We start from the raw sequence: 13,130 nt of genomic DNA on the forward strand, positions 1-13,130 counted from the left end.
GGCGAGCAGCGGCGCGCCCGTGGCGCGTCGGCTCGTGGCCGTGACCGCGCGGGGGGGGCGCGGACTTGGCGGTGCCCGGTCCGCGTTCCGGGCTGCGGTCGGCGTCGATCGCCAAGCGCGCGGCGAGTTCGTCCCGGACGCGCATACGTTGCAGGGCGAAGCCGCCCTCTCCGTGCGTGTGGATCAACTCCGCGCAGGGCGGCGGGACTTCGGCCGGGACACCCAGCCAGGAGTACGGGTACCCGTGCGCGTGTACCCGGCGGGTCGGCGTGGGCGGTCGAGGCGTGGAACACGTGGCGGGAGATGTCGCGGAAGCCTCGCCGGACCGCCGCAGCCGACCACCGACTCGCGGGACGGCCCTTCCTGGTTGCCGTCGTGGACGAAGGGCACCACCGGTCGCCCGCCGAGCGGCCCTCGACGCCGAGTGCCCGGTCGCCCGCCGAGCGGCCCTCGACGCCGAGTGCCTCCGTCCGGAACAACAGCGGTGGCCGGTCGGCGAGTTGGAGGGCGACGAGGTCCTGCACGATCTCGGTCCTGGCGTAGATCGTGACCGTACGGCCGCCGGTGAGGACCGGGAGGTCGAGGCGGTGCCGCCCATGATCGAGGCGCACCTCGATGCCGTGGGGCACCCAGGCCCTCGATCTCCAGGCGTTCGGCGGCGCCGCACTCGCGCGGCGCGTCGACCGTGGCCTGCTCCGGCATCCCGGCCCGGCGCTGTTCCAGGTACACGCGGTCACCGGCTCTCCGGGACCACGCAGCCACTGTCGCCCGGTGCGGCAGCCGGGCGAGGAGGAGCCCGGCGGGGCCGCCGCCGATGATGCCGACCGTGGTGCGCACGACGCGCATCCCGAGGCGGGGGTCCGCCCCGCCCTGTCCGTTCAGCCCTGTCCGTTCAGCTCGTTTCGCGGTGGACGATCCGCGCGCCCAGCACGTCGTGGGTCGTGGGGACGGACGCGGGGTCGCGCACCAGACGGTCGACCAGTTCCGCGAGGTGCCGCCCGGACGGCAGCTCCAGGTGGACGGTGCTGAGGCGCGGCCGCAGCAGCCTGCCGAGCAGCAGGTCGTCGGCTCCGACCACGGCAGCCTCGCGGGGGATGTCGATGCCCTCGTCCTGCAGGGCCCGCACCACCAGCATCGCGTATTCGTCGTTGTACGCGAACACCGCGTCCAGACCGAGGGAGCGCCAGTCGCGGGCGAGCCGGGCCGCGGCCGCCTCGTCGTAGGCGAGCGGCAGTTCGGTGACCGTGGCCTCCGTCCCCTGCACCGCGCGTCGCACGCCGGCGAGGCGAGGGTGGGAGAAGACCCCGAAGCCGGGCTCCTCGGGCACGACGACACCGATACGGCGGCGGCCGCGCTCGACCAGGTGCCGGCCGGCGCTGTGGCCGACGCCCGCGTGGTCCAGGATCAACGCGTGGGCGCCCTCGACGGGTTCGGGGGTGAGGGTGACGACGGCCTTGGCGCCGGAACGCTTGAGGACGGCCACCCCCTGCGGGCCGATGCCGACACCGGGCACGATCACCGCGACCGGGCGCAGCTCGGCCCAGGCGCGGGCGGCGTCGTCGCCGCGCAGGCCGAAGCCGCCGTGCTGGACGACGGTGTAGTCGAGACGGCTGAGGGCCCACTGGATCTCGTTGATGAACTGGCTGTAGAGCGGGCCGATGGGCACGTTCGGCGTGGGCATCAGTACCAGGCGGCTGTGGCCGGCGCGCAAACTGCGGGCCGCCGCGTGGGGAACGTAGCCGAGTTCCTTGGCAGCCTCGTGGACGCGGCGGCGGGTGGGCTCGCTGATGCGGACGGCGCTGGTGTTGTTCAGGACATAGCTGACCGTCGCGCGTGAGACACCCGCGAGTCGTGCCACATCGGCGCTCGTGGGCACGGATCGCTGCAGGGGCGAGGGCGGGGCGGGCTCTTTCGGTATCTGCACCATGAGGATTGCATCCTTGCAGAAGCGGTGAAGTTCGTTCCGGCCGGGGGAGTACCGACCACGCGGGAGCTCGGGGTTCGGGCCACCGATCTTTGTGGCAGGGCAGTTTGACGAATGTGTTCGAAATCTGTTCAACCGGTCAACCATTTCGCGCCATCTCAACACAGGTGTGCCCATGGCGAGCCCGAACAGATGGTTGGCCTGCTCTCCCCTCCGGCTCGGTGTGCGGGTGACCGGCCTCCGTCCGGGACAGCCGCGGGCTCGTGACGCGGCGGCGCACCGGGGTTCCGCTGGTGGCGGGAGCCGATCCGCAGCTCAGGGTCGGCGCACGGTGGGCGGTCGCGTGCCTGGCCAAGGACGCGCGCCTGACTCGCGCGCGGCGTTCGTGGGACATTGCTCCCCTGGTCCGGCGACGGCCGCCGGAGTGGGCACCGGTGGTAGCGACGCCCGAAAGCTATGGCGTGAACTGTGTGTTCGATGCGGGGGCGAACACCGGTCGGTACGCCCGCCGACGTGCCGCTCCCGGCTTCCCGTGGGCCACCCGCCCGATGGCGGGCATCCACCGCAGTACGACGGCGTCCGCGCGCTTGCCGTCGCGCTCATCATCGCGGTACGAAGCGTTGGCACGCGTCTCGCGGTAGGCACCGTGGGCGCCGGTACCCGCACGAGGAGAACCATGACCATGGTCCCGCCCCCCCCGGAGGCGAGTCAGGAAACCGTGAACGCGTTCCGGCGGGTGCGGGCCGAGGCGGCGCTGATGGAGGCCGACGCGGCGGACCAGGAACTGGCGGAGGGCGGGCGGCGGCCACTGCTCGGCGTGCCGGTGGCCGTGAAGGACGACATGGACGTGGCGGGCGAACCGACCGCGTTCGGTTGCCGGGGGGAGTTCCCGTCGCTGCCCGAGGACGGCGAGGCCGTACGGCGGCTGCGCGCGGCCGGGGCGATCGTCGTCGGCAAGACCAACACGTGCGAGCTGGGACAGTGGCCGTTCACGGAGGGGCCGGCCTTCGGGGCCACCCGGAATCCCTGGCACCCGGACCCACACCCCCGGCGGTTCCTCGGGTGGTTCGGCGGCAGCCGTGGCCGCCGGGCTCGTGCCGGCCGCCCTGGGCTCGGACGGCGCCGGGTCGGTGCGCATCCCCGCCGCCTGGACGCACCTCATCGGCGTCAAGCCACAGCGCGGCCGCATCTCGACCTGACCGCACGCGGAGTCCTTCCAGGGCATCACCGTCAACGGCACCCTCGCCCGCACGGTCGCCGACGCCGCCCGCCTCCTGGACGCGGCCTGCGGAAACCACGAGGGCGACCTGCACCGGCCGACCCCCGTCAACGCCTCCGAGGCCGTCGGAAGAGAGCCGGGGCGGCTCAGAATCGCCCTGTCCCTGAAACCGCCGTTCACCGCGTTGCCCGCGCGGCTCGACCCCCGCGTACAGGTGCGGGTGCGGGCCCTGGCGGAGCGGCTCGCCGCGCTCGGGCACGTGGTGGAGGAGGCGGAGCCCCGGTACGGGCAGATCGGGCTGACCTTCATCCCCCGCGCCACCGCCGGCATCGCCGAACGCGTCGGCGCCATCAGCGAGCAGGGCCTCCTCGACCGGCGCACCCTCGACGCCGCCCGCCTCGGCCGGCTGCTCGGCGGGGCTCCCCTGCGGCTGGCCCGCCGCGCGGAGGTCACGCTTGCACCGGCGGATCGGCGCGCTCTTCGACTCGTACGACGTGCTGCTGGCGCCGACGACCGCCGCTCCCCCGCCACGCATCGGCTCCATGCTGAACCTCGGCGGGCTCGGCACCGACCGCGCGGTGATCGCGGCCTGTCCGTTCGCGTGGCCGTGGAACGTACTGGGCTGGCCCGGCGTGAACGTACCGGCGGGGTTCGTGGGCGACGGGCTGCCGGTGGGCGCGCAGTTGCTCGGCCCGGCGAACAGCGAGCCTCTGCTGTTGTCGCTGGCCGCGCAGTTGGAGGCGGACCAGCGCTGGCACGAGCAGTGGCCGCCGCAGCGGAGCGCCGCGGACTCACCGGCGATGTGAGCCGGTCGGGCCGTGCGGTGGGTGCGTCGCGTACCGTCGCCGCGGCACGAGCGGACTCGCCGCCCGCCGTGTGAGCGGGTTCGGCGCCCGCGATGTGACCCGTACGCTGTGACCATGGACGAAGCGTCGATGGTCGGGCTGATGGGACGGGTGACCGGTGCGGTCGGTCCCGGGCTCGTCGGCGAGGTGATCGTCCGGGTGCGGGGCGGCGCCGAGCACTTTCTCGCGTACCCCGCCTCCGCGAAGGACCGGATCGCGCCGGGAACGCTCGTGATGGTGATGGAGTATCTGCCGCCGCGCACGGTGTACGTGTCGGCGGCGTACGACAGTTGACGGTCCGCGGGGTCCCCGGGGCGCGCTGTGTCGGCCTTGTGGCACCGGTTCGCATCAGGACTGCAACAACGGTCTCCCGGTACCTGTACCACCACTGAACCACGCGGGACACTCCCGACGTTCGGTGCCGTAAGGGCACCTGGCTGAGGGGGTGTGCCGATGTTCGTCGGCATGATCGTGGGGGCGGCCCTGGGCGCCGTCCTGGTAGTGGTCGGTCTGTTCAAACTCATGTGGCGAGTCGCCGAACCCAACGAGGCGCTCATCATCTCCGGCTCCAAGACCAAGATGGAGGGCCTGGAGGAGGGCATGAACTTCCGTATCGTCACGGGGCGCGGCACACTCGTGCTGCCCGGTGTGCAGGCGGTGCGCAAGCTCTCGCTCGACCTCAACCAGACCGAGCTCTCCGTGGACTGCGTGACCCATCAGGGCATTCCGCTGAAGATCCGTGGTGTCGTCATCTTCAAGGTGGGCGACGACTTCGTGTCCATCGCGAACGCGGCCCGCCGTTTCCTCGACCAGCAGAAGCGGGTCTCGGAGCGGGTGCACAACGTGTTCGCCGGTCATCTCCGGTCCATCGTGGGCGGGTTGACGGTCGAGGACATGATCCGCGACCGCGACAAGCTGACCGGTCAGACACGGGCGGCGTGCGGTACGGAGATGGAGAAGCTGGGTCTGATCGTCGACTCCCTGCAGATCCACGAGATCGAGGACCCGACCGGCTACATCAAGAACCTGGCCATGCCGCACGCGGCGGCCGTCCAGCGGGACGCCCGTATCGCGCAGGCCGAGGCCAACCGGCTCGCCACCGAGGCCGAGCAGATGGCCGCGGCGCGGATGGCGGAGGCCACCCGGGACAGCGAGATCCTCCAGGCCGGCTACCAGGCAGAGCGGGACAACGCCGCGGCGAAGGCCAAACAGGCCGGGCCGCTCGCCGAGGCGGCCGCCAAGCAGGAGGTCGTCGTCCAGGAGACCCGGGTCGCGGAGTTGGTGGCGGCCCGGCGCGAGCAGCAGCTCCAGACGGACGTCCGCAAACCCGCGGACGCCAAGGCCTACGAGAAGCGCACCCTCGCCGACGCCGAGCGCGACGCCCGTATCTCCGCCGCGCAGGCCAAGGCCAAGGAGACCGAACTCGCTGCCGCCGCCGAGGCGACCGCGACCCAGATCTCCGGTGAGGCCGAGGCCGCCGCCCGGAAGGCCAAGGGGCTCGCCGCCGCCGAGGCCGCGCGCGCGAAGGGGCTCGCGGAGGCCGAGGGCATCAAGGCGCGGGCCGCCGCGCTGGCCGAGAACCAGGAGGCGGTGATCGCGCAGCAACTGGCCGAGCAGTGGCCGGAGATCGTGCAGGCCGGCGCGTCCGCGTTCGGCAACGTCGACAACATGGTGCTGCTCAACGGGGCCGACGGGATGGCGGACATGTTCGCCAAGGCGCTCACGATGGGTGGGACGGGGCTGGGGCTGGCTCGGCAGTTGTTGTCCTCGATGAACCACAACGGAGTGCCTGCCGGCGGCTCGGCCGGAGTCAATGGGGTGCCTGTGGAGAAGGTGGCCGTGGAGAAGGTGCAGGTCGACAGGGAGTCGTAGCACCGCAGTCCCGACTGTGAGTCGTCGGCTGCGGGTCGCTTGTGGCTTGTCGCGCGGTTCCCCGCGCCCCTGAAGGGGCGCGGGTTAGCGTGTGGCTGTGACTTCCTTCGCTGATCAAGAAGTGCCCGGACGCCACGGGCCCACGGCCACCACCGAGGCCGATCCCCGTGATGTCGGACGGGTGCGTACCGAGTACTCGCCCGCGCACGACGGGGATCCCGATCCCGGGGAGATCGTCTGGACGTGGGTGCCGTTCGAGGAGAACGACGGGCGGGGGAAGGATCGGCCCGTGCTCGTGGTCGCCCGGGAGGCCGCAGGGACGTTGCTCGCCGTGCAGTTGTCCAGCAAGCGGCATGACGGGGACCGGGAGTGGGTGCCGATCGGGAGTGGGCCGTGGGATCGGTCCGGTCGGGATTCCTGGGTGGATGTGGACCGGGTGCTGCGGCTGCACGAGGCGGGGATGCGGCGGGAGGCGTGCGCGTTGGACCGGATGCGGTTCAACGCCGTCGTGCACCGGTTGCGGGAACGGTACGAGTGGCGTTAGCCCGTGGGCCTGCTGCGGGTCGTCCGTGGCTGATCGGGGGCGCGGGGAACCGCGGTTGTTGCGAACTCTCGCTCGAAGGCGCTCCGGATCGCCGTGCCCTTCGTGCGGTCCAGGATTCCGAACACCACGTGCTCGAAGAATCCCTCGAATCGTCCACCGGCCGTGAGCAACGCGCGGAAGGCGGCCGCCACCTGGGTCGGGTCGTTGCCGAACACCCCGCAGCCCCAGGCGCCCAGGACCAGTCGGCGGTAGCCGTTCGCCGCGGCCGTCTCCAGGACGCGTTCCGCACGTACGGCCAGCGCTCCGGGCAGCTCGGCTGCGCGCTCCGGTGTCGTACGCCGGACGACCGAGGCGTTCGGGGCCGCGGAGGTCAGGAAGCCGGTGGTGTACGGGGTGTCGAGGAGGGCACCGCGGTCGTCCCGGAAGACGGGCACGGCGGGTGAGTGGATGACACGGTCCGTGTAGAACGGGTCGCGGTGGGTGCGGTGGTGGTCGTAGAAGGCGGGTGCCTCGCGGACGCAGGTGTAGAGCGCGGAGGCCCGGCAGAGGGCTTCCTCCTGGGCCTGGGCGCCGTTCAGGTAGCCGCCGCCGGGGTTTCGGGCGGAGGAGAAGTTGAGGACGGCCACGGGGGCTTCGGTGGCCGTCAGGCGGTGGGCGGCCTCCAGGCTGCTCTCACCGGTGACCTCGATGACCGCCTTCACCGCACCGGCCTGCGGGGTTTCCACCGGGTCCGGGCCGTACAGACGGGTGCCGGCCCGGGCGGCCGCCACTTCGGCCGCGATGGACACCTCGTGGCCGGTGGGCGCGCGATAGCGCCCGGCCTCGACGATCCTCTCGGTCTCGCGTGCGATTGCGCGTAGGCGTGCGCTCATGGCGCCACCCCCGTGCGCACCGCCGGCGCAGCGTTCTCCCCCGTCGTGCTCATGGGCGCATCCTGGGCGATGCTGGTGAGTGACCGCAACGGAGTTTCCTCGTGTGAATGGTTCGTACGGGAGCGGGAAGGCGTGCCTGAAGTTCCCGGAAACGGAGATCGTCGATCCGCATTGCCATGATGTGCCCCCTTGTGCGAGAGCGGCGTGAGGGTTTTGGGTGGGACGAGCACCGCCGGTCCGACCCCATACGGGAACGGACCGGCGGCTTGGCCGACGAGATTGGCATCTCAGGAGGATCCCGACATGTCAGATGCGCTGAGTGGCTGTACGGAGCAACGCTCCGTGGTCACCGAGGCGGAGGTGGAGGCCCTGGTACGGGGCATCTGCTTCAAGACCGGTCCACCCCGCACCCTCGGTGTCGAACTGGAATGGCACGTCCACGAGCTGCGTGACCCGCGGCTCCCGGCAACACCCGCACGACTCGAAGCGGCCTACGCCGCACTGCGGACCCTGACCCTGAACTCACCCCTGACCGTCGAGCCCGGCGGCCAGCTGGAGCTCAGCTCGGCGCCGGCCGCCTCCCTGATGGAGTGCGTCGGGTCCGTCTCGGCCGACCTCACCGCCGTACGCGCCACACTGCGCGAGGCGGGTCTCGGCATCAGCGGCTTCGGCCACGAACCCTGGAACCCCCCGACCCGCTATCGGCACGAGCCCCGGTACGACGCGATGGAGATCTATCTCGACCGCTTCGGACCCGAGGGGCGGGCCATGATGTGCTCCTCCGCCTCGGTGCAGGTGTGTCTCGACGCCGGGTACGAGGAGCCGGGCACCCTCGGCCACCGGCGGCGCTGGTGGCTGGCGCACCAGCTCGGCGCGGTGCTGGTGGCCGCGTTCGCGCACTCGCCGCTGGCACGCGGCCGGGTCACCGGCTGGCGTTCGACCAGGCAGGCGCTGTGGGCGGGGATGGACCCGGCGCGCACCAACGCCCCGGCGCTGGACGGCGACCCGCGCGCGGCGTGGGCGCGGCTGGTGCTGGACGCGCCCGTGATGTGCGTACGGGCGGACGAGGGTCCCTGGGGTGTGCCCGGAGCGATGACGTTCCGGGAGTGGACGAGATCCGACACCCCGCCGAGCCGCGCCGACCTCGACTATCACCTGACGACGCTGTTCCCGCCGGTGCGCCCGCGCGGCCACCTGGAGCTCCGCATGATCGACGCGCAGCCCGGCGAGGACGGCTGGATCGTGCCGCTCGCGGTGACGACGGCGCTGTTCGAGGACCCGGAGGCCGCCGAGATCGCGTACCGGACGGTCAAGCCCCTCGCGGAGCGGGCGGGTTCGCAGCCGCCACCGCGCAATCCGCTGTGGGACGCGGCCACGCGTGACGGCCTGACCGATCCCGAACTGCGGGAAGCGGCGGCCGTCTGCTTCGCCGCGGCGGCCGAGGCACTGCCCCGGCTCGGCGCGAGTTCCGAGGTGCAGGACGCGGTCGCGGCGTACACCGACCGCTATGTGGCCCGGGGCCGCTGCCCCGCCGACGACGTGCTCGACCTGTTCCACGGGAAGGACATCCCCGCATGACCGCATCCCGGACGCCGGCCCCGACGGCCGACACCGACCCCCACATACTCCGGGAGCGCGCGCTGGCGGCGCTGACCACGGCCCGGGCCCGCACCGCGCTCCTGACGACCGCCGTCGACGAGTCCGACCTCACCGCGCAGCACTCGCCGCTGATGTCCCCGCTGGTGTGGGACCTCGCCCACATCGGCAACCAGGAGGAGCTGTGGCTGCTGCGCAACGTCGCCGGGCGGGAGGCGATGCGGCCCGAGATCGACGGACTGTACGACGCCTTCGAGCATCCGAGGGCCGTGCGGCCCTCGCTGCCACTGCTGGCTCCCGAGGAGGCCCGGCAGTATCTGCACGAGGTGCGCGGCCGGGCCCTTGACGTGCTGGAGAGCACCGACTTCCGCGGCACCCGGCTCACCGACGCGGGCTTCGCCTTCGGCATGATCGCCCAGCACGAACAGCAGCACGACGAGACGATGCTGATCACCCATCAGCTCCGCCGGGGCCCCGCCGTGCTGTCGGCGCCGGACCCCGAGCCCGTCCCCTTCTTCACGGGCCCTGCCGAAGTCCTCGTGCCCGGCGGGGAGTTCACGATGGGCACCTCGACCGAGCCGTGGGCGCTGGACAACGAGCGGCCCGCGCACCGGAGGATCGTCCCGGCGTTCCACATCGACACCACGCCGGTGACGAACGGCGCGTACCAGGTGTTCATCGCGGACGGCGGTTACGACGACGAACGCTGGTGGACGGCCGAGGGCTGGGACCACATTCGCGCGCGCGGCATCCACGCGCCGCTGTTCTGGCGGCGCGACGGCCGGCAGTGGCTGCGGCGGCGGTTCGGCGTCACCGAGGTCGTGCCGGCCGACGAGCCGGTGCTGCACGTGTGCTGGTACGAGGCGGACGCGTACGCCCGCTGGGCGGGGCGCCGGCTGCCCACCGAGGCCGAGTGGGAGAAGGCGGCCCGGCACGACCCGGTCACCGGCCGCTCGGCCCGCTACCCGTGGGGCGACGCCGACCCGACGCCCGAGCACGCCAACCTCGCACAGCGGCATCTGCGTCCGGCACCCGTCGGCAGCTACCCGGCGGGCGAGTCGCCGCTGGGCGTACGGCAGTTGATCGGTGACGTGTGGGAGTGGACGTCGAGCGACTTCCTGCCCTACCCGGGGTTCACCGCGTTCCCGTACAAGGAGTACTCGGAGGTGTTCTTCGGCCCCGAGTACAAGGTGCTGCGCGGTGGTGCGTTCGCCGTGGACCAGGTGGCGTGCCGGGGAACGTTCCGCAACTGGGACTACCCGATCCGGCGGCAGATCTTCAGCGGATTCCGCACGGCACGGGACGCCTCCCCGGAGGTCGTCTGATGTGTCGCCATATCGCCTATCTCGGGCCCGCTCTGCCGCTGGGCAGGGCCCTGGTGGACCCGCCGCACAGTCTGTTCCGCCAGTCGTGGGCGCCCCGGCGGCAGCGGTACGGGACGGTCAACGCCGATGGTTTCGGGGTCGGTTGGTACGCGGAGGGCGACCCGGTGCCGGGGCGGTACCGGCGGGCCGGGCCGATCTGGGGCGACCAGTCCTTCGCGGACCTCGCCCGGGTGGTCCGCACCGGGGCGCTGCTGGCCGCCGTCCGGGACGCCACGGTGGCGGGCGCGGACGACGAGGCCGCGGCGGCGCCGTTCACGGCCGGGCCCTGGCTGTTCAGCCACAACGGGGCGGTCGCCGGATGGCCCCGGTCCCTGGCGCCGCTCGCCGCCGAACTGCCCGCCGCCGAGGTGCTGTCGATGGAGGCCCGCAACGACTCGGCGCTCGTGTGGGCCATGGTCCTGAACCGGCTGCGGGCCGGCGACACGGAGGGCCAGGCGCTGGCCGACACGGTCCTGGAGGTCGCCCGGGCGGCCCCCGGGTCGCGCCTCAATCTGCTGCTCACCAACGGCGAGACGATCGCCGCGACGGCCTGGGGCGACACGCTCTGGTATCTCGCCGAGCCCGGCCGCAGCACGGTCGTGGCGTCCGAGCCGTACGACGACGATCCGCGCTGGGTGGAGGTCCCGGACCGCACACTGCTCGCGGCGAGCCGGACGGACGTCCTGCTCACCCCGCTCAAGGAGCTGGAGGCACCCACCCGACTCAAGGAGCCGGAGGTACCCACCCGCCCGAACGACGACTCCCCACCCGTCCTTCCGAAGGAGCCCCCTGCGTGAGCCCGTTCCTTCTCACCCGTACCCTGCCCGAGGACGCCACGGACGCCGCCCTGCGCGCCGACGTCCTGGACGGTCTGACCCGTACGCCGAAGACGCTGCCGCCCAAGTGGTTCTATGACGCGCGTGGCAGCGAACTGTTCGAGCGGATCACCGAGTTGCCCGAGTACTACCCGACCCGTGCGGAGCGCGAGATCCTGGTCGGCCGGGCGGGCGAGATCGCCGCGGCGAGCGGTGCGCGCACCCTGGTCGAGCTGGGGTCCGGCTCGTCCGAGAAGACCCGGCACCTGCTGGACGCGATGCCCGACCTGCACACGTACGTGCCGGTCGACGTCAGCGAGAGCGCGCTGCGGCAGGCGGGCGAGGCGCTGATCGCCGAGCGGCCGGGGCTGAACGTGCACGCCCTGATCGCCGACTTCACCGCCGGGCTCGAACTGCCCGGGACTCCGGGGCCACGTCTGGTGGCGTTCCTGGGTGGCACGATCGGCAACCTGGTGCCCGTGGAGCGGGCCGCGTTCCTGGCCGCCGTCCGTGCGCTGCTGGCGCCCGGTGACGCGCTGCTGCTGGGCACGGACCTGGTCAAGGACGCGGCGGTGCTGGTCGCCGCGTACGACGACGCGGCCGGGGTGACGGCCGAGTTCAACAAGAACGTGCTGAACGTGGTCGACCGGGAGCTGGGGGCGGACTTCGACGCCGACACCTTCGAGCATGTCGCTCTCTGGAACGCCGAGTGCGAGTGGATCGAGATGCGGTTGCGGTCCCGCAAGGCCCAGACGGTGAAGGTCCCCGCGCTTGACCTGGCGGTCGACTTCGCGGCCGGGGAGGAGTTGCGCACGGAGGTCTCGGCGAAGTTCAGGAAGGGTGGTGTTCGGTCCGAGCTGGCGTCCTGCGGGCTGGAGTTGACCCACTGGTGGACGGACAGGGAGGGCCGCTTCGCGCTGTCGTTGAGCCGCGTGGCGTAGCGGCTTCCTCGCCCCCGCCGCCCCTACCCGTCCCATCCCCAGGGGCTGCGCCCCTTCACCCCCACAGCGCGGGTCCGATGGGGGCTGGTCGCGCAGTTCCCCGCGGGCCCGAGAAGCAGGGGCTGCGCCCCGTGCTTCTCAGGCCCGCAGGGGTCTGGTCTTTCAGGGGCGCGGGGAACTGCGCGAGAAGCCCCACCCATCCGCGCCCGACGACGCGCCCCTCGGGGGCGATCGAATCGACGTCTCGCGGACCCGCGCACTCTGAGGCACCGTGGAATGACGTGTGGCGCACCGGCCACGGCGGAGCACGCGACAAGGAGAACCCGCATGACCGACCACGTTTACCGGGTCACCGAGATCGTCGGCAGTTCGGGCGAGAGCGTCGACCACGCCATCCGCAACGGCGTCGCCCGCGCCTCCCAGACGTTGCGCAACCTGGACTGGTTCGAGGTGACGCAGGTCAGGGGGCATATCGAGAACGGGCAGATCGCGCACTACCAGGTCGGCCTCAAGGTCGGCTTCCGACTGGACGACGACACCGACTGACCCAGCGGCCCCGGCGGGCGCTCAGGTCCGTCCCTCCCGCTCCTGCGCCACCTTCAGCGCGCTGGAGCCGACGGCCCAGCGCGCCCGTACGACCGTGAAGCCCGCCCGCTCCGCGTCCTCGCAGACCAGTGCGTCGTCGTCCACGAGGACGCGGATCTCGCGGGTCCGGGCGAGATCGCGGAGGATCTCCAGCTTGGTGCGGCGGGCGGGCCTGCGGTCGTTGTCACGGCGCATCCAGATCCGCCCTTCGGGCAGCCCGTGCGCGGCGAGCCAGTCGACGGTGTCGCGGCGGCAGCGCTCGGGCCGCCCGGTCAGGTACACGACCTCACACTCCTGCGCGCTCTCCCGCGCCAGCGCGACGCCCTCGGCCAGCGGCGGATCGTGCGGGGCGGCGGCGAAGAACGCGTCCCAGGCGCGCGGCTTCCGCTCCAGGAACCGCTGCCGGTGCGCGGTGTCGGCGAGGGTGTTGTCCAGGTCGAATACGGCGAGGGGCCGGTCGTTGTCGGTCACGGCACCAGCCTAGGCAGCAGATGACTCGTGTCGTCCGTCGTCGCTTCACACAACAAACACAAACTCCGCTAATAGCTTTAAG

12 protein-coding genes and 2 pseudogenes are annotated in these 13,130 nt (G+C 72.3%); 9 read left to right on the forward strand and 5 right to left on the reverse strand.

The genetic code is table 11. The features are described from left to right. From AWZ10_RS56070 to AWZ10_RS40540, 3 genes and pseudogenes are all read right to left on the reverse strand, one after another. Nucleotides 1-187 (reverse strand): annotated as a pseudogene (locus tag AWZ10_RS56070) (4-hydroxybenzoate 3-monooxygenase); the annotation flags it as partial. Continuing rightward, complete coding sequence (locus tag AWZ10_RS55590; protein ID WP_425264531.1) at nt 184-846, reverse strand: FAD-dependent monooxygenase; 663 nt, start codon at nt 844-846, stop codon at nt 184-186. The pseudogene AWZ10_RS56070 and the gene AWZ10_RS55590, both read right to left, overlap by 4 nt. Nucleotides 847-892: 46 nt before the next feature. Next, on the reverse strand, nt 893-1,927 hold the full coding sequence (locus tag AWZ10_RS40540) for a LacI family DNA-binding transcriptional regulator (protein WP_046707188.1): 1,035 nt from the start codon (nt 1,925-1,927) through the stop codon (nt 893-895). 673 nt (nt 1,928-2,600) lie between these two features. Between AWZ10_RS40540 and AWZ10_RS55375 the strand changes: the two are divergent. From AWZ10_RS55375 to AWZ10_RS40560, 4 genes and pseudogenes are all read left to right on the forward strand, one after another. Beyond that, nucleotides 2,601-3,949: pseudogene (locus AWZ10_RS55375) on the forward strand (amidase). Between the two features lie 108 nt (nt 3,950-4,057). After that, nucleotides 4,058-4,282, forward strand: coding sequence for a hypothetical protein (locus tag AWZ10_RS40550; RefSeq protein WP_012999015.1), 225 nt, complete (start codon nt 4,058-4,060; stop codon nt 4,280-4,282). Between the two features lie 159 nt (nt 4,283-4,441). Further along, a complete protein-coding gene (locus AWZ10_RS40555) occupies nt 4,442-5,860 on the forward strand; it encodes a flotillin family protein (protein ID WP_046707187.1) in 1,419 nt (472 codons plus the stop codon). A gap of 97 nt (nt 5,861-5,957) precedes the next feature. Continuing rightward, nucleotides 5,958-6,404, forward strand: coding sequence for a type II toxin-antitoxin system PemK/MazF family toxin (locus AWZ10_RS40560; protein ID WP_060893579.1), 447 nt, complete (start codon nt 5,958-5,960; stop codon nt 6,402-6,404). Here the strand turns inward: AWZ10_RS40560 and AWZ10_RS40565 are convergent. Next, nucleotides 6,401-7,276 carry a TIGR02452 family protein gene (locus tag AWZ10_RS40565; protein WP_046707186.1) on the reverse strand — a complete coding sequence of 292 codons (876 nt, stop codon included), beginning with the start codon at nt 7,274-7,276 and terminating at the stop codon, nt 6,401-6,403. The two genes, AWZ10_RS40560 and AWZ10_RS40565, sit on opposite strands and share 4 nt — an antisense overlap. A 303-nt stretch (nt 7,277-7,579) precedes the next feature. On the opposite strand from AWZ10_RS40565, the gene egtA reads away from it, so the two are divergent. The 5 genes from egtA to AWZ10_RS40590 all read left to right on the forward strand — a co-directional run bounded on the left by egtA (nt 7,580) and on the right by AWZ10_RS40590 (nt 12,538). Continuing rightward, nucleotides 7,580-8,854 (forward strand): ergothioneine biosynthesis glutamate--cysteine ligase EgtA, encoded by a 1,275-nt coding sequence (gene egtA / locus AWZ10_RS40570; protein WP_046707185.1) that lies wholly within the window; start codon nt 7,580-7,582, stop codon nt 8,852-8,854. Then, a complete protein-coding gene (gene egtB, locus AWZ10_RS40575; protein WP_060893580.1) occupies nt 8,851-10,197 on the forward strand; it encodes an ergothioneine biosynthesis protein EgtB in 1,347 nt (448 codons plus the stop codon). Before egtA ends, egtB begins: the two co-directional genes overlap by 4 nt. Next, a complete protein-coding gene (gene egtC, locus AWZ10_RS40580; RefSeq protein WP_046707183.1) occupies nt 10,197-11,033 on the forward strand; it encodes an ergothioneine biosynthesis protein EgtC in 837 nt (278 codons plus the stop codon). Before egtB ends, egtC begins: the two co-directional genes overlap by 1 nt. Then, the gene (gene egtD, locus AWZ10_RS40585) at nt 11,030-11,992 is read left to right on the forward strand and encodes an L-histidine N(alpha)-methyltransferase (RefSeq protein WP_046707182.1); all 963 of its coding nucleotides are present in this window, start codon (nt 11,030-11,032) and stop codon (nt 11,990-11,992) included. Before egtC ends, egtD begins: the two co-directional genes overlap by 4 nt. Nucleotides 11,993-12,319: 327 nt before the next feature. Then, nucleotides 12,320-12,538 carry a dodecin gene (locus AWZ10_RS40590; RefSeq protein WP_037698916.1) on the forward strand — a complete coding sequence of 73 codons (219 nt, stop codon included), beginning with the start codon at nt 12,320-12,322 and terminating at the stop codon, nt 12,536-12,538. Between the two features lie 21 nt (nt 12,539-12,559). Here the strand turns inward: AWZ10_RS40590 and AWZ10_RS40595 are convergent, their stop codons facing one another. Next, nucleotides 12,560-13,048: a phosphatase domain-containing protein gene (locus AWZ10_RS40595; protein WP_046707181.1), complete on the reverse strand. Its 489-nt coding sequence runs from the start codon at nt 13,046-13,048 to the stop codon at nt 12,560-12,562. Between the last annotated feature and the right edge of the window lie 82 nt (nt 13,049-13,130).

Origin of the sequence: Streptomyces europaeiscabiei, from assembly GCF_001550375.1 — a bacterium.
In the GTDB taxonomy this organism is placed as follows: Bacteria; Actinomycetota; Actinomycetes; order Streptomycetales; family Streptomycetaceae; genus Streptomyces; species Streptomyces europaeiscabiei.